At 39.5% G+C, this 21,392-nt stretch carries 16 protein-coding genes; 9 read left to right on the top strand and 7 right to left on the bottom strand.

Going from position 1 to position 21,392, the window contains the following annotated elements; genetic code table 11:
* Window positions 1-8: 8 nt before the first annotated feature.
* From COCH_RS08255 to COCH_RS08230, 7 genes are all read left to right on the top strand, one after another.
* On the top strand, window positions 9-323 hold the full coding sequence (locus tag COCH_RS08255) for a hypothetical protein (protein ID WP_041546951.1): 315 nt from the start codon (window positions 9-11) through the stop codon (window positions 321-323).
* Window positions 302-442: a hypothetical protein gene (locus COCH_RS12195; protein WP_167524723.1), complete on the top strand. Its 141-nt coding sequence runs from the start codon at window positions 302-304 to the stop codon at window positions 440-442. Before COCH_RS08255 ends, COCH_RS12195 begins: the two co-directional genes overlap by 22 nt.
* Window positions 443-466: 24 nt before the next feature.
* Complete coding sequence (gene crcB / locus COCH_RS08250) at window positions 467-841, top strand: fluoride efflux transporter CrcB (RefSeq protein WP_002671254.1); 375 nt, start codon at window positions 467-469, stop codon at window positions 839-841.
* A 72-nt stretch (window positions 842-913) separates the two neighbouring features.
* On the top strand, window positions 914-1,528 hold the full coding sequence (locus tag COCH_RS08245; RefSeq protein WP_015782710.1) for a DUF4230 domain-containing protein: 615 nt from the start codon (window positions 914-916) through the stop codon (window positions 1,526-1,528).
* Window positions 1,529-1,581: 53 nt separating this feature from the next.
* Complete coding sequence (gene cdd, locus COCH_RS08240; RefSeq protein WP_323984882.1) at window positions 1,582-2,079, top strand: cytidine deaminase; 498 nt, start codon at window positions 1,582-1,584, stop codon at window positions 2,077-2,079.
* A 627-nt stretch (window positions 2,080-2,706) separates the two neighbouring features.
* Window positions 2,707-9,789, top strand: a complete 7,083-nt coding sequence (gene sov / locus COCH_RS08235) for a T9SS outer membrane translocon Sov/SprA (RefSeq protein WP_015782709.1) — start codon at window positions 2,707-2,709, stop codon at window positions 9,787-9,789.
* A 9-nt stretch (window positions 9,790-9,798) separates the two neighbouring features.
* Window positions 9,799-10,404, top strand: coding sequence for an IMPACT family protein (locus COCH_RS08230; protein ID WP_015782708.1), 606 nt, complete (start codon window positions 9,799-9,801; stop codon window positions 10,402-10,404).
* Window positions 10,405-10,703: 299 nt separating this feature from the next.
* Here COCH_RS08230 and tyrS read toward each other — a convergent pair whose 3' ends face one another.
* The 3 genes from tyrS to COCH_RS08215 form a co-directional block, all read right to left on the bottom strand.
* Window positions 10,704-11,999 (bottom strand): tyrosine--tRNA ligase, encoded by a 1,296-nt coding sequence (tyrS, locus tag COCH_RS08225; protein WP_015782707.1) that lies wholly within the window; start codon window positions 11,997-11,999, stop codon window positions 10,704-10,706.
* Between the two features lie 243 nt (window positions 12,000-12,242).
* A complete protein-coding gene (locus COCH_RS08220; protein WP_015782706.1) occupies window positions 12,243-14,069 on the bottom strand; it encodes an ABC transporter ATP-binding protein in 1,827 nt (608 codons plus the stop codon).
* 1 nt (window position 14,070) lies between these two features.
* Window positions 14,071-15,153, bottom strand: coding sequence for an AMP-binding protein (locus COCH_RS08215; protein ID WP_002671241.1), 1,083 nt, complete (start codon window positions 15,151-15,153; stop codon window positions 14,071-14,073).
* A 673-nt stretch (window positions 15,154-15,826) separates the two neighbouring features.
* Between COCH_RS08215 and COCH_RS08210 the strand changes: the two genes are divergently transcribed.
* Window positions 15,827-16,315, top strand: a complete 489-nt coding sequence (locus COCH_RS08210) for an Lrp/AsnC family transcriptional regulator (protein ID WP_002671239.1) — start codon at window positions 15,827-15,829, stop codon at window positions 16,313-16,315.
* A gap of 2 nt (window positions 16,316-16,317) precedes the next feature.
* Entirely contained in the window at window positions 16,318-16,932 is a 615-nt protein-coding gene (locus COCH_RS08205) for a deoxynucleoside kinase (protein WP_002671237.1), read from the top strand.
* Window positions 16,933-16,989: 57 nt separating this feature from the next.
* Here COCH_RS08205 and COCH_RS08200 read toward each other — a convergent pair whose 3' ends face one another.
* The 4 genes from COCH_RS08200 to COCH_RS08185 form a co-directional block, all read right to left on the bottom strand.
* On the bottom strand, window positions 16,990-17,844 hold the full coding sequence (locus COCH_RS08200; RefSeq protein WP_009419361.1) for a hypothetical protein: 855 nt from the start codon (window positions 17,842-17,844) through the stop codon (window positions 16,990-16,992).
* 82 nt (window positions 17,845-17,926) lie between these two features.
* Window positions 17,927-18,925, bottom strand: coding sequence for a type I glyceraldehyde-3-phosphate dehydrogenase (gene gap, locus COCH_RS08195; RefSeq protein ID WP_015782705.1), 999 nt, complete (start codon window positions 18,923-18,925; stop codon window positions 17,927-17,929).
* Between the two features lie 53 nt (window positions 18,926-18,978).
* A complete protein-coding gene (gene pfkA, locus COCH_RS08190; protein WP_002671231.1) occupies window positions 18,979-19,959 on the bottom strand; it encodes a 6-phosphofructokinase in 981 nt (326 codons plus the stop codon).
* Window positions 19,960-20,115: 156 nt separating this feature from the next.
* On the bottom strand, window positions 20,116-21,309 hold the full coding sequence (locus COCH_RS08185) for a pyridoxal phosphate-dependent aminotransferase (RefSeq protein WP_015782704.1): 1,194 nt from the start codon (window positions 21,307-21,309) through the stop codon (window positions 20,116-20,118).
* Window positions 21,310-21,392: the final 83 nt, after the last annotated feature.

The following is a 21,392-nucleotide window of genomic DNA, read 5'->3' as shown; positions in this document are numbered from 1 at the left end:
AAAAAATGATGAGCAAAATATGGAAAAATATCATTGCCCAAACACAAGAAGAGGTAAGGGCAACTTTTCAAGAATTATACGCTTCTGTAGATTTCGGAGCTTATATAGCCCCACAAGATTACTTTGTGTCTTACATTTTTAAAACAGAAGAGGAACTGAGCAAAGCAAAGGAAACAGGCTTACTGCAAAAGATAAACGAATATCACCAAAAACTATTGCACGAGCAACAATACCCTGAGGAAGGTATAAAGGACTGTACTTTTGCCTCTCAGGAAGATTGCGACAAGGAGTGGAACGGAAATTGGTATTATTATTACAAGTAAACAAACAACATCACAGCGAACTATCAAGAGAAGATTTCTTCTTTGTAGGCTATTGCGAAGCTCTCGAAACTCATTTAATGACGGTTTTTGTGAGTTGGGCAGGCGATAAACAAATCTAACAGTATTACCAAATAATTGTAAGTATGATAAAATCAGTTTTAATAGTAGGACTTGGGAGCTTTATGGGCGGAGTTTTTCGTTATGTGCTTTCAGTAGGATTGAGCAGATGGGGTAAAATATTGTCCTTCCCGATAAGTATTTTTATGGTAAATATATTGGGGTGTTTCTTGATAGGAATACTCTACGGTTATTTCAAGAATAAAGAAGTAGATAGCTATCTAATTTTATTACTAATGACAGGCGTTTTGGGAGGCTTCACCACGTTTTCTACTTTTTCATTGGAAGTACTGCAATTATTTCAGCAAAATGAACTACTAAAAGCTACTTTTTATGTAGTAGGAAGTGTAGGATTGGGAATTTTGGCGTGCTTTTTGGGATACATTATAGGCAATAGGTAAAAGGTAATAGATTAAGCTAGCGATAGCTGGTATTTAAATAAGAAGTTTTTACATTAAAAAATATATACGATAATGAAGAAATTTTTGTTAGGAGTAGCTGTGGCTGTAGTAGCCTTGCTATTAGTAAAGTATTTTACTGATAAGAAAGAAGACAAAGAGAGATTGGAGGCTGATACGGCTCTGATACAAACGCAAATAGCCAACGTAAGCAAGTTGGTTGTTACTGAAGGACATTTTGCAGAAGTACTCTCGTATACCGATACTCAAAAGTACTTTATGGATTTGCTTTCGTTTGATAAGAAAATCCTCACAGTAGTAAATGCTGATGTAACGGTAGCTTACGACCTGCACAAAATCAGCTATGAGGTAAACGAAGAGCAAAAGAAAGTCATCATTAAATCGCTACCAGAGGCAGAGGTAAAGATATACCCAACGATGAAATATTACGACGTGAGCCAGAGTCAGGTGAACCCTTTTACTCCTACCGATGTAGAGAAGATACAGAAGAAGGTAAAAGCCGAGTTGGAACGCAAAGTGAATGCTTCAACCCTAAGGAGCAATGCCGAAAATCGATTGCTTACCGAACTTTCTAATCTTATTTTTGCTACCCGAGCTGTGGGCTGGACGTTAGAGTACCAAAATACGCCTATTGAAAGTAGAGAAGATTTTAAAATGCTGAAACCATAACAAAAGTGTATTAGTTTTGATTATTTTCTGTATATTTGCCCCATAAATCAAATATTGAATATTCACTTATGAAAACGGAAAAACAATTAAATATTAAATATAGCGTTTTTGAGGGGGTTACTGACTTGCCCAAAAAGGCACAAGAACTAATGCAACAAGCTATTATGGCTAGAGAAAATGCTTATGCTCCTTACTCCAAATTTAAGGTAGGAGCGGCGGTTCGTCTTAAAAACGGACAGATTTTCATAGGTTCTAATCAGGAGAATGCTGCTTATCCGTCGGGGTTATGTGCTGAAAGAGTGGCTATTTATCAGGCTTCTACCCAATGTCCTGATGAAGAAATAGAGATGATTGCTATTTCGGGCACTGCCGAAGACCCTACTTGTTACCCTGTTTCTCCGTGTGGAGCGTGTAGGCAATCACTTTCAGAATACGAGACTAAGCAGAAAAAGCTAATACCTGTTTATTTTATGGGAGCAGAAGGGAATATCATCAGAACAGCTTCTATCAAAGATTTACTACCTTTCCTTTTTGACGGTAGTTTGATGTAAAAATGCGAGCCACAAGGGCAGGTGAGAGTTAATAGATAAACGCGAAAAAGAAATATAAAGAGTAACTGCTATAAGGCAATGGTATGAAAAACCATTGCCTTATTTTTTGCAAAAGAAAGGGATTTTCAAAAGTACATTATCGGAGTATTTCGGATATACACGGAAGATATCGAAGATAAGGTTATGGTATAGTTAGCTTATAGAAAGCTTATAGGAAGCTTATACGAATCTTGGACGATTGGTATAGAAAGAGTATATAAGTAGTTAATAATGAGAGGTTAAGAGCAGATATTAAAAAGTTAAAAAATGTTAATTAAGCGAAGAGTAAAGAGAGGGAAAACGAAAGTAAAGAGTGTATTAGGAGGAGGAAGGTGATTTCAACTGGGGTGCTTATCCGTTTAAAAGGCGAAGGTAGGATAGTGATAAGATAGGGTGAAGGTGAAGTATATTTAAAAAAATAATTTACACATTTGGTGTAGAAAAAAAGTGATATCCTTTGCTAATTATACTTTATTTTATATTTTTGCACCAAATTACATTATCTCATAATGTACCTATCTGCCAAAAAAGAGGTTATAACGTTATAGCAATAATTTGGTTTATAGGTGTTTAATTATTTCTTATAAGATGTCAGTAAAGCAACGTTTAACCTTATTTCTACTACTTTTAGCAGGATTCAGTGTTCAAGCACAAGTAACCCCTACGACCCAAACCGCTACGAGTACTCAAACTGAGACGACTGTGCGGAATGGCATTGGGCGTATAGGGTTAGAGCAACCTAAAAGCATTGTGCATCAGTATACCTATAACCCGACGCTCGACCGCTATGTATACACTGAGAAATTAGGGAATTACGACCTTTCTACCCCTATGTTTCTCACGGTACAACAATATGAAAACTTGGTGTTGCGTGAGCGTATGAAGGAATACTACCGAACTAAATTGGACGCCATAGGCGATACCCAAAGCAATACTGCCGATAAGAAAAAAACGCAACGTGACCTCTTGCCCGAATTATACGTAAATTCTGACTTTTTTGAAAGCGTGTTCGGGGGGCGCAATATAGAACTAATTCCGCAGGGAAGTGTAGGGGTAGATTTAGGTGTACGCTATACGCGCAACGACAACCCCGTAGTGAGTCCGCGTTACCGCAGTTCGTGGGGCTTAGATTTTGAACAGCGCATCAGCTTAGGGCTTACCGGTAAGATAGGTACACGCCTAACACTTAACGCTCAGTACGACACACAAGCCTCTTTTGATTTCCAAAATGTATTTAAATTAGAATATACCCCTGATGAAGACGATATCGTACAAAAAATAGAATTGGGTAATATCTCAATGCCGATGTCTAACTCACTCATCACAGGTTCGCAGAGCCTTTTCGGGGTGAAGACAGAACTTAAATTTGGGCGCACTACTATCACGGGTGTTTTCTCTGAACAGAAATCGGAGCGAAAGACCGTAAGTGCCCAAGGCAGTGGTACTATTACAGAGTTTGAATTTTCGGCTCTTGACTACGACGAAAACCGCAACTACTTCCTCGCACAGTTCTTCCGTGATAACTACGACCGCGCTTTAGAAAACTACCCATTTATCAATAGTAAAGTGCAAATTACCCGTTTGGAGGTGTGGGTAACCAACCGCAATAGCCGTATGGGGAATATCCGCAATATCTTGGCTGTACAAGACTTAGGTGAACCCAAAATGGAGAATACGCGTTTGGGAAATAAAGCAGGAGCCAGCTTCTTTAATGCTACTACCAATAATATGCCTGCCAATGGGGCTAACAAATACGACCCTACACGTTTGGGCACACCAAATTCGGTACTTACTAGCGCTATTCGCGATGTGGCTACGGTACAACAAGGTTTTGGCACGAACAGCTCCTACGTGAGTCAGGGTTACGACTACGCCGTTATAGAGAACGCTCGTAAACTTGAAGAGGGAGTGGACTATAAAGTAGATACAAAACTCGGTTATATCTCGCTGAGCACAGCCCTTAGTAGCGATGAGGTATTGGCGGTGGCTTATCAATATACCTACGGTAGCCAAGTGTATCAAGTGGGTGAGTTTGCCAACGACGGTATCTCGGCAACTACCAATCAGTTCTACGGAGGTGGTAACAATGCGATTACCAATAACCTTTTGGTATTGAAGATGCTTAAGAGTAACCGCCTAAATGTGAAAGACCCTATTTGGGATTTGATGATGAAGAACGTGTATTCAGTAGGTTCAGCACAGCTTTCACCAGAAGATTTCCGTATGAATATCTTCTACTCCAACCCCTCCCCTATTAACTATATCGAAAAAGTAAACAATAACGGTTGGCCCACAGGATTGGAAGACCGCATTTTGTTAAATCTCTTCAACTTCGACCGCCTCAACAAATACAACGACCCTCAGCCAGGTGGTGACGGGTTCTTTGATTTTGTTCCGGGCATTACCGTAGACGAACAATACGGAAAAATATTCTTTACCAAAGTAGAGCCTTTTGGTGAATACCTATACAACACCTTAGGTGGTGGTGCAAATTACGACGACCCTGCAACTTATAATGACAACCAACGAAAATACGTATATACTTCACTATACAAAAATACGAAAACCCAAGCCCAGATGGACGGTGATAAGAATAAGTTCCAAATGAAAGGACGCTATAAGTCATCGGGAAGAAGGGGGATTTCGTTAGGGGCTTTCAATGTGCCTCGTGGTTCAGTAACCGTGATTGCAGGTGGGCGTATACTGGTAGAAGGGTTAGACTATTTAGTAGACTATCAATCAGGAATTGTGGAGATTATCAATCCGAGTCTTGAAGCCAGCAACTTGCCTATACAGGTTTCAGTAGAGAACAACCTGATTTTTGGAGGGCAAACCACCCGCTTTATGGGCGTGAATGTAGAACACAAATTCAACGATAAGTTTATCATCGGGGGTTCTATCGTGAACCTACGCGAACGACCTTATACCCAAAAGACCAGCTACGGGCAAGAAGCCGTAAACAATACTATCTTCGGTTTTGGAGGAACTTACTCTACTGAGCTACCTTTCCTCACTCGGTGGGTAAACCGCATTCCTACGATTAAGAGCGATGCGCCGTCGAATCTATCTATACGAGGTGAATTTGCTTACCTAAGAGCCGGTACCCCTAAGGCAGATGATTTTGACGGAGAAACTACCGTGTACTTAGACGACTTTGAGGCAGCGCAAGCCACTATTGATATGCGTTCGCCCCTTGCGTGGAAATTGGCGAGCACACCTTTGGAATTTGGACAAGGCAGTGGTACAGCTTCACGCACCCTATACGGTAATGGGCCTGATGACCCCAATAACTTACGCAATGGTTATGGGCGTGCTAAACTATCGTGGTATACCATAGACCCTGTGTTCTATTCAAACCAAAAGCCTTCGGAGATAAGCAGTAGCGAAATCTCTAAAAATAGTACGCGTCGTATTTTTATAGAAGAAATCTTCCCACAACAGCAATTAGCCCAAGGACAATCGTTAGTACAAACTACCTTAGACTTAGCTTATTACCCTAATGTAAAAGGGCCTTATAACAACGACCCAAGTTTTGCTTCTCGTACCCAAAACGACAAATGGGCAGGGATTATGCGCGGTATGAGCTATTCGGATTTTCAAGAAAGTAACATAGAGTTCTTGCAGTTCTGGGTGATGGATCCTTATTATTCAGGTGAATACAGTGGTGATGGAGAATTGGTTTTCAACTTAGGAAATATATCAGAAGACGTGCTTAAAGACGGCAGGAAACAATACGAAAACGGCTTACCAGGACTTTCTTCTACTTCAAGTATTAATACCTCGTCTTGGGGTAAAGTACCTGCGGCACAATCGCTGATATATGCTTTTGATGACAACTCATCTAACCGTGCCTTGCAAGATATAGGATTAGATGGACTCAACGACGCCGAAGAATCGAGAATATACAACAATAACGTAGCTACCTCACCTAACGACCCTGCGATGGATAACTACGAATACTTTTTGGCGCGTAGTGGTGGTATCTTAAACCGTTATTACAACTACAATGGTACACAAGGTAACTCGCCTGTGGCAGTGACTAATACGAACAGAGGTTCGACCACAATTCCTGATTATGAAGATATCAACGGTGATTATACGATGAACACCGCCAACAACTACCTTGAATACAGAGTGCGTATTAAACCTAATATTACCACTGCTGACCCTTATGTGAATGATATTCGCGTGGTATCAGTAGAAGCACCTAACGGGCAACAAGTAAGTGCCCGCTGGATACAGTTTAAAATACCGATTGCCAGCGGTGAGATGTGGCGAGAAGGGTTCCAATACCCATTGAACAACAACGACAAGATGGATATCATCAACTCGATGACCCATATGCGTATGTACCTTACAGGCTTCCCTCAAGAAATGCTATTACGCTTTGGTACACTTGACCTTATTCGGGGTGATTGGCGTTATTACAACTATACCCTCAGCACCGATAAGGACGACCCAAGTGATGACGGCACCAAAGTAGAAATCAATTCAGTAAACTTAATTGAGAACGAAACCCGTCAGCCTATTCCTTACCGTATGCCACCAGGGGTACGCCGTGAGCGTATTAATACCAACAACACCTTGGTAGAACAAAACGAGCAGGCTTTATCTTACATAGTGGATAACCTTGAAAACAACGACAGTAGAGCGGTATACAAGGCAATGCGCTTTGACCTGCGACAATACAAGTATATCAAGATGTTTGTTCACGCTGAAGCCTATAAGAACAAACCGCTGAGCGATAATCAGGCAGTGGCTTTCTTGCGGGTAGGTACTGACTTTAACGACAACTATTACCAAGTGGAAGTACCCTTACAGGTAACGCCTGCGGGTGCTTCGACAGAGCAACTGATATGGCCACAAAACAACCAATTGGTTATCCCAATGGACGTGCTCACCAAGTTAAAAGCTATCAGCATACGCAACCAAACAATGAGTGATGCGGTATACTACGATGCAAACTTCAATGTAGTACCTGAGAGTGCGCCACACGTAGCGGGACAAAACCGTTATGTAATCAAAGGGAATCCATCGCTCGGTAGTGTAAGAGCCGTAATGATAGGGGTGAAAAACGTATCGGGCAGTAATGGACTGAGTGGGGAATATTGGTTCAACGAATTGCGTGTAGCCGAATTGGAAAACCACGGCGGTTGGGCAGCCGTAGGCTCTCTTGATGCGAATGCCTCTGAACTAATGAACATCTCGGCTACAGGGCGTATGCATACCGTAGGCTTTGGAGCAGTAGACCAAGCTCCTAATCAGCGTGCCTTAGAAAGTACCCGCGAATACGATGTAATGATGAACATCAATGCGGGGAAACTGCTCCCTCCTAAGTGGAATATGCAAATACCGGTAGGTTTGAATCACTCTCAGAAACTCTCGACCCCAGAGTACGACCCGGTATATCAAGACATCAAATTAGAAGACCGATTGGACGTAGCACAAAACGCACGCGAGCGAGAAATTATTAAAGAACAAGCGGAAGATTATACACTAAGACGCGGTATTAACCTCATCGGGGTAAAGAAAAACTTAGGCGAAGGACAGAAAAACCGTATCTACAATATAGAGAACTTTACTTTTAATTACGCTTACAACGAAAAGAACCACCGCGATTACGAGTTGCGTTACGAAGATGAACAACAAGTGCGCGCAGGCTTTATGTACAACTATACTTTCAAACCTACTGCCGTAGAGCCTTTCAAGAAAAGTAGTAAGTTTGCTAATAAGCGCTATTGGCAATGGTTAGCAGATGTAAACTTAAACATTCTGCCTACCAGCATTATGTTTACTAGTGATATCAATCGTTCTTTCACCAAGCAATTGTTCCGCGATGTACATTTTGATGGTGTGAATGCGAATCAGCAAAAAGCACTCCCTGAGCTACAACAGCGCAATTACCAGATGAATCACCAATACGCTATTAACTACAATTTGACTAAATCATTGCGATTGAACTTTAATGCTACTAATAACAGTATCATTCGCAATTACTATGTGTACGATGGCAATGGCGATATATCAGGCGTTAATAAAGAAGTCTCACTTTGGTCAGATTTCTGGGATTTAGGAACTCCAGACCACTTCTTCTCGAAGTTCCAAGTGAACTACGATTTACCTTTTAGTAAGTTTCCTTTCTTTGAATTTATGAAAGCTAACTATACTTATTCTGGTGATTTCGACTATCAGCGCGGTTCACAAACCCTCTTACAGTTGGCACGCCAAGAAGTAAACACCTTGCAAAACGGCAATACGCATAACTTTACAGCAAACCTTACTTTCGACCAGCTGTATCGTTACTTAGGCGTAAAAGCGACTCCAAGAGGAGAAAAAGCCAGTGTAGCTAAAACTTTCTTGACAATGCTCAAAACAGTAGGAGTGAACTATTCAGTTACCAATGCCCGCACCATACCAGGATATACGCAACAAGTGGGCTTCTTAGGTACCTTTAAACCATCGGCAGGCTTTATGTTTGGCGACCAAACTGACTTGCGTTACGAGATGGCAAAACGCGGTTACCTTACTGAGTTTCCTGATTTCAACGACCAATACATCAAATCACAAGAAAGACAACTATTGCTTACGGCTAATTTGCAACCTATCCCTGATTTGCAAATCAACTTAAAGGCTAATCGTCAGTATACCGAGAACTATACTGAAACCTTTGAAGTGCGCAACTTTGTTTATAATCCATTAGTAGGTAACCAAGTAGGTAGCTTCAATATTTCTACCAACTTGATAGCTACTACCTTTAATAAGATTGATGAATACAAGTCGGAAGCCTTTGAACGTTTCAAAGAAAACCGACTTACCGTAGCGCGTCGTTTGGCTGAGGCACGCGGTTTGAATCCAGCCAGCGTAGATGCAGAAGGTTACCCTATAGGTTATAGCAAAAAGAGCCAAGCAGTGATGATACCTGCTTTCTTTGCAGCCTATTCAGGAAGTAGTGCTAGTGGCGTATCGCTTGATGCTTTCAAGAATATTCCTATCCCTGAATGGAATATACGCTATACCGGACTAATGCGCGTAGAGTTTATCAAGAATACTTTCCGTCGTTTCTCATTGGCACACGGTTATCGTGCTAGCTACTCGCTTAGTGAGTTTCGCACTAATTTAGAATATGAACCGGCTAACCCTAATAAAACGAACGTAGCAGGCGATTTTCTCAATGAGAAACTCTATTCTACCGTTACCCTGGCTGAGCAGTTCAATCCGCTTATTAGAGCCGATATGGAATTCAAAAACTCTATGAGCTTCTTGGCAGAATTCAACCGAGACCGTACTATTTCTATCAGTTTGGACAATGATTACCTAACTGAGATACTCAAACGCGAATACAAATTCGGGGTAGGATACCGATTTAAAGATTTGCGTTTCGTTACCCGAGTAAATGGTAATCTCACTACCTTGAAGAGCGATTTAGTACTGAAAGGCACTCTTTCCTACCTCAATGAGTTTACGGTAATACGCAATATGGAAATATTCAACAACCAAGTAACGGCAGGACAAACCTCGTGGTTGGGTAACCTCACTGCCGAATATGCTCTTACTCGTAACCTTTTGGCATCGTATTATTTCCAATACAATTTCTCTAAATCGGCTATCTCAACTGCCTTTCCAATGACGACTATTCGCACAGGACTTTCAGTGAAATATACCTTTCAATAATTAGCTGATTTGGATACCTACAAAACCATAGTAACCTCGGTAGAAGAGGTGATATTTAAGGAGAAAAGCAGTAAGTTTTTAGGCTATGCTTTCCCGATTACTTCTGAAGAAGAGATAAAGGCGCATCTCGAAGCTGTGAAGAAAGCACATTTCTCGGCACGGCATTGGTGTTATGCGTGGCAATTGGGTTATGGCACTACCCAGCGTTATCGCACTAACGACGACGGTGAACCTAACAATACAGCAGGGATTCCCATTTATGGACAAATACAGTCATTTGAGCTTACTAATGTACTGGTGGTAGTAGTGCGCTATTTCGGAGGGATTAAATTAGGGGTAGGCGGATTGGTGCAGGCTTACAAAACTACTGCTCAGCTCACCTTGCAAGAAGTAGAAATTGTAGAAAAGCTCATTACCGAGGAACTCATCATCAGTTTTGAATATCCACTGATGAACAAAGTAATGCGGGTAGTAAAAGAGCAGAACCTCTCTATCAGTCATCAACTGCTCACTGAAAACTGTGTGCTACATTTAGCCATACGACAAAGTGATTTTATAAAAGTAAAAGAGATTTTTAGTAATCTCTTTGGGGTACATATAATAGAAGAAGATTAGGGTGTTTCTTTTCTTGGGTGCTTACTTTCTATATGAGGATGGTAATATTGATTGTCTATTTGTATCTATCTTTTTTAAAATGGAACCGGAAGCTATTCACTACTGCCTTTTGTTGTTGGTATAGCAAAAGGGCACATCATTTAGCACAGTCATATCTACTGTTTTACAAGCGATAAGTAAGAAGCATAAAACGAAGGATAAGAGAAGTTTCATTGTTAAGAGCTAGAAGTTAAAAACTTTGCCAAAGGTGCGAGCCGCACGGGCAGGAAAACTTTGGCAAAGTTGGATATTATAAAGAATTATACTTTCTTTACTATAAAGTAGTTTTTCTTTCCGCGTTGTAATAAGATAAATTTCCCATCTACAAGGTCTTTTTCCCCTATTTGGTAATCTTCACCTACTTTCTCTTTATTTACGGAAATAGAGTTCTCTTTCAAGGCACGACGTGCTTCGGAATTAGAACTAATGAAGCCTGTTTTTGCTGAAAGAATGGCAATCATATCAAGTCCACCAGCAATATCAGTGGCACTTATTTCGGATTGAGGTACACCATCAAACACTTCTAAGAAAGTTTTCTCATCCAAAGTGCGTAAATCGGCAGAAGTAGAGTTACCAAAGAGGATTTGTGATGCTTTTTGGGCTTTCTCAAGCTCTTCACGCCCATGTACTAATAGGGTGAGTTCTTCAGCCAATTTGTTTTGCAATACACGCAAGTGAGGCGCCTCGGTGTGCTGTGCGATGAGACTGTTGATTTCCTCTTTGCTGAGCATTGTAAAGATTTTAATATAACGTTCTGCATCAGTATCGGAAGTATTAATCCAATATTGGTAGAACTTGTAAGGCGAGGTTTTCTCGGGGTCAAGCCATACGTTACCGCCTTCACTCTTACCGAATTTAGTACCATCAGCTTTAGTAATCAGCGGACAAGTAAGGGCATACGCCTTCCCTCCTGCTATACGGCGAATGAGCTCGGTACCAGTGGTAATGTTTCCCCATTGGTCAGACCCTCCCATTTGCAAAGTGAGGTTTTTCTCACGATAGAGATGCAAAAAGTCATAACCTTGCAAGAGTTGGTATGAGAACTCAGTAAACGACATTCCATCGGTATTTTCATTAGGGTCAAAGCGTTTTTTTACCGAATCCTTAGCCATCATATAGTTTACGGTGATGTGCTTACCAATGTCGCGAATGAATGAAAGGAACGAGAACTCTTTCATCCAATCGTAGTTATTCACAAGTTCAGCACGATTAGAAGCTTGGCTTTCAAAGTCGAGAAACTTAGCTAACTGCTTTTTAATACCCGCTATATTGTGTGCTAATACTTCTTCAGTGAGCAAATTGCGTTCTACCGATTTACCTGAAGGGTCGCCTATCATACCTGTTGCACCTCCTACAAGTGCATAGGGTTTATGACCGCAATTTTGGAAATGGCGCAACATCATCACGCTCACTAAGTTCCCGATATGTAACGAATCGGCTGTAGGGTCAAACCCCACATAAGCGGCGCGTAATCCTTCCATAAGATGTTGTTCAGTTTCAGGCATTATATCCTGAATCATACCGCGCCAACGCAATTCTTCTATAAAATTCTTCATTAGTTTTGTTCGTTTATAATCTATTTGGGTGCAAAGGTACAAAAAAAGTAAAAACACTCATTCCTTCTTGCTAAAGTTCTAAATAAGTAAGTATAAATATCTGTTTGTAGTTGTTTTATTATTCGCTTTTTCTTCGGTTTAGATTCATCATTTGTTCGTTCTTTGTTCGTTCTTTGTTCGTCTTTTGTTTATCTGCCCGTGCGGCTCGCACCTGCCTGTGTGGCTCACTCCTATACCCTAAGCTTATTGCTCAAACGATTGCATTTCCACTAACTTTTTATACATACCATTCCTTTGTATCAGCTCAGTATGGGTACCCTGCTCTACTATTTGCCCTTTTTGCATTACTACTATTTGGTCAGCATTTTGGATTGTTGAAAGCCGGTGTGCAATCACTACCGAAGTGCGGTTCTTCATCATATTTTCTAAGGCATTCTGTACCAAACGCTCGCTTTCTGTATCAAGTGCCGAAGTTGCCTCATCGAGTACCATTATAGGTGGGTTTTTCAGCACTGCACGAGCAATACTAAGACGTTGTTTTTGTCCGCCACTCAGTTTACTACCTGCATCGCCTATGTTGGTATCGAACCCCTTGGGAAGGTCTTTTATAAATTCATAAGCATTAGCTATTTTAGCCGCTGTCACTAGTTCTTCATCAGTAGCATCGGGCTTTCCTATCAGCAGATTGTTCTTTACCGTATCATTAAAAAGAATAGAATCCTGCGATACCACCCCTATGAGCTTTCGCAAGGAGGCAGTTTGCATATCTTTTACGTTCACCCCATCGATAAGTACCTCTCCCTGATTTACATCGTAAAAACGAGTGATAAGGTTCGCAATAGTGCTCTTGCCACTCCCTGATTGCCCTACTAAGGCAATTGTCTTTCCTTTAGGTATTTCCAAAGAAAAATGAGTGAGTACGGGCAGTTCAGCATACGCAAAAGTAATATCTTTCAGAGCTACAGCAGTGGTAAAATCAGAAATTACAACAGGATTTTCACACTCTTTAATAGGATTCTCGTAATCAAGGATTTCCAAAATACGTTCGGCTGCTGCATTCCCTTTTCGCATATCGTATGATGCCTTACTGATAGCCTTAGCGGGGGTGAGAATATTGTACGCCAATCCCATAAAGGCAATGAATTGAGTGCCCTCTAATGTTTTATCTACCAACACTAACGAGCCTCCAAACCACAGCAAAATAGCAATCATCAGGATACCGAGAAACTCACTCATTGGCGACCCTAAGTTCTGACGGTTCATTACCTTATTGCTCAATCGGTTAAAAGTATTACTAGATTCCTTAAATTTCTTAGAAAAAATACCCTCAGCATTAAATGCCTTTATAATGCGCAATCCCCCTATAGTCTCTTCTATGAGCGAAAGAAATCGCCCTTGCTCTTGTTGTAAAGCTATTGAATTCTTTTTTAGTGATTTACCTATCCTCGAAATTACTGCCGCTGCAATAGGAATAAATACAAAGGTAAATACTGTAAGTTTCACGCTAATACCTAGCATCACCAAAATAGAAAAGAGAATAGTAAGAGGTTCTCTCACAAAAGCCTCCAATCCCGAGAGCAATGAGTATTGTACTTCGTTTACATCACCTACCATACGCGACATAATATCGCCTTTGCGCTGTTCTGAGAAAAATGCTATCGGTTGGCTTACAACCTTTTTGTAAAGTGCATCACGCAAATCGCGTAATACACCATTGCGAAGGTAAGTGATGAAAAAAGAAGCTAAATAGCTAAACATATTCTTCAGCAAGAAGAGTGAAATTACCAAAGCAATCACTATTCCAAGAGCCCAAATAGTATTTTCTCCCGCAAGAATTCCTACTTTGTAGTTTAAGTAGGCTTTACCATAACTCCCTAAATCCAACAAATTACCCGAATATACAGGAGCTTCAGCTACTGTTTGCGCTTTGCCAAAAAGTACATCAAGCATCGGGATAAGTGCCACAAACGAAAGTGCACTAAAGAGTGAATAAAGAATATTGAAAAATATGTTCAGTATTGCCTGTTTCTTATAAGGCAATATATAAGGGATAAATCTCTTGAGTTTCATCTTATTTCTTGTATTTCTTAACCGTTTCGTCCCTTCTTAGCTTTTGATTATCGGTATACACAAACTTAGGAACGAAATAGATTTGGCGAGGCACTTCGTATTTCAGTATATCTTTATCCATATAAATATCGTGTGCCAAAGTAGGGTAATCCTTCTCCTCACCCTGTACGTAAAGCACTGCTCGTTGTCCTAATTCATCATCAGGTTCTTTAGTAATAAAGTAATCACCTTTGATGTACTTCTTAATCTTGTGCTCTACACTTTCTGGAAAGACTTTAAAGCCTCCCGAATTGATAATATTGTCAAAACGCCCTAACCACTCAAATTCACTATGCGATATGAGATTTACAATATCATTAGTAATCACAGGGTGGTCGGCAATCAAAGGTGCATTAATTACCAAACAATTGCGGTCGTCTTGGGTAAACGTAACATTAGGCATTGCTTTATAGGTAGTTTCGTGCTCCATCGTGTGATTTACCCTGCGCATCGCAATATGCGAAATAGTTTCAGTCATTCCGTAAGACGAATACACTTCTGTGGGAATATTCTGTAATTTAGCTTCTAATTCTCCATCAATAGAAGCACCTCCTAATATTACCTTCTTCACACGAGGCAAATCAGTAAGAGATTTCGCCGCTTGCAAAGGTATCATTGCACAGAAATCATAATCCTTACTGGTAAGCGATAAAGGCATAGACGAAGGGCGAATAATATCAAGGTGTAAACCTAAAATAATGGCGCGAATAAGCATCATCTTACCTGCAATAAAGTCAGCTGGCAAACACAACAAAGCACGATTCTTAGGTGAAAGATTAAGATATTCACCCGTAGCCAAAGCCGAATTAACCATACCTTGTTTCTTAAGGTGAATTTGCTTAGGAATGCCAGTAGAACCAGAGGTCGTCGCTTCTATATAATCCCTGTCGTCAAGCCAATCCAAAAGAAACCTCCCCACCGATTTGCGGTAAGGCAAACCATCTTTCACGTAGGCTACCGCCAAGATAATAAGTCGTTCTCTATCTATAGGAAATCCATTGATTCTAAAATCTTTATGTACAAATTTGTAGTCTATTTCGTTCATCTTAAATGTAATATTGTTTTAATAGCAGTGGCAAAGCTACAATAATTAAACGAAATGAGCAAAATTAAATGTAAAATCTTATATTTTCATCACTACAATTCGCCCTCATTGGGATTGTCGGCAATTACCAAACCATCGCTCTATTCTCATTTTATCTTTCTATTACTTTCGGCTCGAAACATCGTTTTTAGCACTTTTAGCCTTGCTGTATTATATTATGAATCAACTTTTTACACACCCTTTCTATACCAATCGTCCAAGATTCGTTCAAGCTTCCTATAAGCTCTCTATAAGCTAACCCCACCCTCCTTACACCCTTTTTTCACCAAAAACCCCTCCAATCATCTTTTGATATTCTTCGTTTCCCTTCGATGATTCTGTGTCTCTCCCAAAACGCTAATGTGTCCTTTTTGCGACACACACTTTGGCAAAGCTGATTCAATTGATAATCAATTTAAAGACAATACAAACTATCATTGAAAATAACCTATTCTGTAAAACATACTTTACTCAGAAAATATTTCTATAGTTTTAGCCTTTTGCAACCCAATTATTCATCTAAAAATAATAATGATTATGAGCCTTTTATAAAAAAACAGAAAAAATATTTTGTCTTTTCCCCTTCTATATCAAAAATATTTTCTAATTTTACCCCCAATAAATTTATAAAAGTATGTATGCATTAGACCGTATTGATTTAGCACTTTTAGATGAATTACAACAAGATAGCAAACAATCTATTAAAAAATTATCCGAGAAAGTAAGCCTGTCAATCACTCCAGTTCACGAACGTATCAAACGATTAGAATCACTAGGGATAATTCAAAGATATGTAGCGGTAGCCAATCCTAAAGCTCTCGGAAAAAAATTGGTAGCTTATTGTCAAGTAAAACTTCTTAAGCATAGTGCCGAATTATTTAATGAGTTCGAAAAATATATAAGCACTTTAGATGAAGTGTTAGAAGCCTCGTATATGGCAGGAGGCTATGACTTTCTGCTAAAAGTTATGCTCAACGATATGGAAGATTATCAGAGATTTGTAGTACACAAAATATCTAAATTAGAAATTATCTCTAACATTCAAAGCTCTTTCGTAATACAAGAAATCAAGAACACCTCTATGATTAAATGTCTACGTGAGGAAGCTGAAAAAACTAATTAAAAATGCACATAGCAATTGCAGGAAATATAGGAGCTGGAAAAACTACCCTTACCTCTCTATTAGCCAAACACTACCAATGGGAAGCCCATTTCGAAGATGTGGTAGATAACCCTTATTTAGATGATTTTTATCACCAAATGGAGCGCTGGAGTTTTAATTTACAAATATACTTTCTAAACAGTCGCTTCCGACAGATTTTGGATTTTAGAGAGAAAGGAAATAACATCATTCAAGACCGCACTATTTACGAAGATGCTCACATCTTTGCCCCTAACTTACACGAAATGGGACTGATGAGCTCTCGTGATTTCGATAATTACAAGTCTCTATTCGCTCTGATGGAGCGCCTTGTTCTCCCACCAGACCTACTGATTTACCTCAGAAGCTCAGTACCCAACTTAGTAAACCAAATACAAAAGCGCGGTCGAGATTACGAAAATACAATCTCGATAGACTATCTTAACCGCCTCAACCAGCGATACGAACAGTGGATAAAAAGTTACGACAAGGGGAAACTACTCATTATAGAAGTAGACAATATTGATTTCGTAAACAACCCTGAAGATTTAGGTGAAATCATCAATAAAATAGATGCTCTCCTCTACGGATTATTCTAAAATAAAAAAGACACCCACAATAGTGAGTGTCTTTTTTATTTTATCTTTTATTCGTTATTAAAAGAATTTGTTTACGTGGAAAGCAACCAAACCATCAATTGGTTTTCTTAGCACTGTACCCAATTTAAGGTTGTTTTCTGTCAATATTTCTTCCAAAATATCTTGGAGAAAGAAAGCAATACTACCTACAAAGTTGATAGGCACTTCGTAACGGTCTTCATACTGAGAAATCCAGTGGTCTACAAATAGTTGCATACCTTTTCTCACCATCTCACGGCAATATTCGTGATTCTTATTTTCTACTACGAATTTCGCAAAAGTAGCCAAGTAACTGTTAGGGTTTGGCATCTTGTACAAATGATTTTTAATCACATCTGAGCCCAATTCATATTGGTTTTCAAATTTTTGTACAAGGTCTGATGGCATTTTCTTAAAGTAATAGTCGATAATCAATCGTTTACCATAAAAGTTCCCACTCGATTCGTCCATCAAAATATAGCCTAATGAATCTACTGCTTGGTATAATTCTTTACCATTCCAATAAGAGCAGTTAGCACCTGTACCTAAGATACATACGATAGCTTTATCGGTGGGAGCTGTAGTGGCAAACACAGCTGCATAAGTATCTTCTTTCACATCTATTTTAGCGTTTTTGAAGATAGTTGCCAAACTGCGTTCTACAAAGTAACGAATGCGTTCAGTACCACAACCAGCACCATAGAAATAAATTTCTGATACTGAATTTCTGTTCTCAAACAATTGATAATTGGTGGTAATACGCTCTACGAGAATTTCTTCTGTAAGAACTTCAGGATTTAACCCTAAAGTTTGAGTAAAAAATATTTTTTCACCTTTGCTATTTAAGGCTGTCCAATCCGCCTTAGTAGCTCCACTGTCTACAATTAAAATCATATCGTTTCGGTTTTATTAAGTTGTTTACTATTAAAAAAGGTGAGTATGCCTCCATAGGCAACTCACCTTTTTTCTTTATGAATTACAATTTAGCAATGTGCTGTGCCAAATCTACCAATTTGTTTGAATAACCAGTCTCGTTATCGTACCAAGAAACTACTTTGAAGAAGTTAGCACTCAAACCGATACCAGCTTTTGCATCGTAAATAGAAGTAAGTTTGCAACCTACAAAATCTTGAGAAACTACAAGGTCTTCAGTGTATCCAAGTATACCTTTCAATTCACCTTCTGATGCTTTTTTCATAGCAGCATTGATTTCTTCTAAGGTAGTTGCCTTTTTAGTACGAACGGTAACATCTACTACCGAAACATCAGCAGTAGGCACACGGAATGCCATACCAGTAAGTTTACCATTCAATTCAGGGATTACTTTACCTACAGCCTTAGCAGCACCAGTAGTAGAAGGGATAATGTTGCAAAGTGCTGAACGTCCACCTCTCCAGTCTTTTTTAGAAGGACCGTCTACAGTCAATTGAGTAGCTGTTGTAGCGTGAACAGTAGTCATTAAGGCTTCTTCAATACCAAAGTTATCATTCAATACTTTAGCAACAGGAGATAAACAGTTGGTAGTACAAGAAGCGTTAGACACGATAGTATCAGTAGGTTTTACTGATTTGTGGTTCACACCCATTACAAACATAGGAGCATCAGCTGATGGAGCAGAAATAACTACTTTTTTAGCCCCTGCATTGATGTGAGCTTGTGCTTTTTCTAAGGTAGTGAAGATACCAGTACATTCAGCAACTACATCGGCGTGTACTTCGTTCCATTTAAGGTTGTTAGGGTCTTTTTCAGCAGTGATACGCACTTTTTTGCCATCTACTACTAAGTGACCATTTTCTACTTTCACATCACCTTTAAAAGTTCCGTGAACTGAATCGTATTTCAAAAGATAAGCGATGTAATCTACATCCAAAAGGTCGTTAATACCAACGATTTCTACGTCGGCTCTTTCATAAGCAGCACGGAATACGAGACGTCCAATACGTCCGAAACCGTTAATTCCAATTTTTACTGACATAATTCTCTTTTAATTTAATTTATTCGTTATTTAATTTTAAGTTTGTTACGTTACTAAGTTGCCATTATTTCGGCTACACGGAGGAGTTCCGTATCTATTTTAGAACTACCTTTGATAGCTTTTTCAAGCGGAGTGAGTTCCATTTTATTATTGCGGATTCCTACCATATAGTTAGATTTCCCTTCAAGGAGTGATTCTACTGCTTTTACCCCCATACGGCTTGCCAATACGCGGTCGAAGCAAGAAGGAGCACCTCCACGTTGCATATGCCCTAATACTGATACACGCACATCGTAATCGGGGTGGTGTTGCTCTACATATTCTTTAAGTTCGAATACGTTTTTACCTATTTTATCGCCTTCAGCAACCACTACCAAGCTGGAAGTTTTACCAGTCCTACGACTTTTTTCCAAAGATTCAAGTAGCTTTTTAAGTCCTATATTCTCTTCTGGAATCAAGATTTCTTCAGCACCTGCCCCTACTCCAGAGTTCAAGGCGATGTGTCCTGCGTCACGCCCCATTACTTCTATGAAAAACAAGCGGTTGTGAGAGCTTGCAGTATCTCTAATCTTGTCGATAGCCTCAATTACAGTGTTGAGAGCGGTATCATATCCCAAAGTAAAATCAGTACCATAGATATCGTTATCGATAGTACCAGGGATTCCCATTACGGGGAAACCAAATTCTTTGTTGAACAAGAGTGCCCCAGTGAAAGAGCCATCACCTCCTATTACTACCAAAGAATCTACCCCTGCAGCTTTTAATTTTTCATAAGCTGCCTTGCGCCCTTCAGGAGTTTTAAAATCTTTAGAGCGGGCTGATTTCAAGATAGTACCTCCTCTATTGATAATATCTCGAACGCTACGTGCGTTCATTTCTTCAAAATCGCCTTCTATCATTCCCTGATAGCCACGATATACACCTACCACTTCGATGTTGTGGTATGCACAAGTACGTACCACTGAACGAATGGCGGCGTTCATACCAGGAGCGTCTCCTCCTGATGTTAATACTGCTATTTTTTTTACTGACATTGTCTGTTTTTAATTTTCCGCCTCAAAAGTACAAAATATTTTTGATATAGCAATAATTTTATATGTTTTTTTAACACTAAAAAATATAACTGTTTAGTTTATTAGGAATTAGAAAATAGGTGTTAAAAGTTAGTTTTATAAAATCTTCATTAAATCTTAATGTTTGTTGTATTCCTTTAGAGCTTCACCTAATATGTGAATAGCTTTTACTATCTTCTCCTTCTCGAGCACATAAGCTATACGCACTTGGTTGCGCCCTAAACCTTCGGTAGCATAAAAACCTTCGGCAGGAGCTAACATTACCGTTTCGTTATTTACTGAAAAATGGCCTAAAAGCCATATACAGAAGTCTTCTGCATTTTCTACAGGCAATTCGGCTATACAATAGAAAGCCCCCTTAGGCATCGATACACGTACACCTTCTACTTTTCGGAGTTCTTCAATGAGCACGTTCCTACGCTGAGTATATTCCTTTAATACCTCTTCAAAATAAGTTTCGGGTACATCAAAAGCGCGCTCAGCTCCTATTTGTGAATAAGTAGGGGGAGACAAGCGTGCTTGAGCGAACTTCAAAACAGACATCATCACGTCTTTATTCTTAGAGACTACCCACCCGATGCGCGCTCCACACATACTGAAACGTTTAGATACCGAATCTATCATTATAGCATTTTGTTCAATGCCTTCTACTTGCATAATGGAATAATGGGTAGCACCATCATACACGAACTCTCGGTATACCTCATCGAAAATAAGGAAAATATCGTGTTTTTTAGCTATTGTTGCCAATTGCAAGATTTCTTCTTTAGAATACAGATAGCCTGTAGGATTTCCGGGGTTACAAATGAGAAAAGCTTTGGTTCTAGGAGTTATCTTTTTCTCAAACTCTTCTATAGGAGGTAAGGCAAAGTTATCATCAAAAGAAGACGTAATAGGCACACACACTGCATCAAAAGCCTCTGAAAAGCTAATATAGTTCGCGTAGTAAGGTTCTGGAATGATAATTTCATCATCGGCATTGGCAACAGTAGCAATTACATAGGTAAGAGCTTCAGAACCTCCACAAGTGATGATAATATCACTACTTTCTACCTTAATATCGTGTTTTTTGTAGTATTCCACCACCTTTTCTCTAAGAGAATCGATTCCCTCACTTTTGGTATATTCCAATACCTTAGGGGTAAAATCTTTTACGGCTTGTACGGCTATTTCAGGGGTTTTAATGTCAGGCTGACCAATATTGAGGTGATAAATAGTCTTCCCTTCCTTAGCTGCTTTTTCAGCGTAAGGGGTCAGTTTTCTAATAGGTGACTGAGGCAATATTTGCGCTCTATGTGATATTGTAGGCATTTTTTTAATGATTAATGGTTAATTATTAATGGTTAATGAAAAATTAGCAAATTAGCCAATTTGTCAATTAACACATTGGCTAA

This window comes from Capnocytophaga ochracea DSM 7271, from assembly GCF_000023285.1.
Taxonomy (GTDB): domain Bacteria; phylum Bacteroidota; class Bacteroidia; order Flavobacteriales; family Flavobacteriaceae; genus Capnocytophaga; species Capnocytophaga ochracea.
Note: the sequence above shows the minus strand (reverse complement) of the source record. Positions and strands in the feature narration are given on the sequence as shown.

Bases quoted from the DNA above. Each gene is read 5' to 3' on its own strand.
- COCH_RS08205 (WP_002671237.1), top strand. From the start codon at position 16,318: ATGCACATAGCAATTGCAGGAAATATAGGAGCTGGAAAAACTACCCTT.
- COCH_RS08200 (WP_009419361.1), bottom strand. From the start codon at position 17,844: ATGATTTTAATTGTAGACAGTGGAGCTACTAAGGCGGATTGGACAGCC.
- crcB (WP_002671254.1), top strand. From the start codon at position 467: ATGATAAAATCAGTTTTAATAGTAGGACTTGGGAGCTTTATGGGCGGA.
- COCH_RS08215 (WP_002671241.1), bottom strand. From the start codon at position 15,153: ATGAACGAAATAGACTACAAATTTGTACATAAAGATTTTAGAATCAAT.
- COCH_RS08220 (WP_015782706.1), bottom strand. From the start codon at position 14,069: ATGAAACTCAAGAGATTTATCCCTTATATATTGCCTTATAAGAAACAG.
- COCH_RS08245 (WP_015782710.1), top strand. From the start codon at position 914: ATGAAGAAATTTTTGTTAGGAGTAGCTGTGGCTGTAGTAGCCTTGCTA.
- sov (WP_015782709.1), top strand. From the start codon at position 2,707: ATGTCAGTAAAGCAACGTTTAACCTTATTTCTACTACTTTTAGCAGGA.
- tyrS (WP_015782707.1), bottom strand. From the start codon at position 11,999: ATGAAGAATTTTATAGAAGAATTGCGTTGGCGCGGTATGATTCAGGAT.
- gap (WP_015782705.1), bottom strand. From the start codon at position 18,925: ATGTCAGTAAAAATTGGAATTAACGGTTTCGGACGTATTGGACGTCTC.
- COCH_RS08255 (WP_041546951.1), top strand. From the start codon at position 9: ATGAGCAAAATATGGAAAAATATCATTGCCCAAACACAAGAAGAGGTA.
- COCH_RS08185 (WP_015782704.1), bottom strand. From the start codon at position 21,309: ATGCCTACAATATCACATAGAGCGCAAATATTGCCTCAGTCACCTATT.
- COCH_RS08210 (WP_002671239.1), top strand. From the start codon at position 15,827: ATGTATGCATTAGACCGTATTGATTTAGCACTTTTAGATGAATTACAA.
- pfkA (WP_002671231.1), bottom strand. From the start codon at position 19,959: ATGTCAGTAAAAAAAATAGCAGTATTAACATCAGGAGGAGACGCTCCT.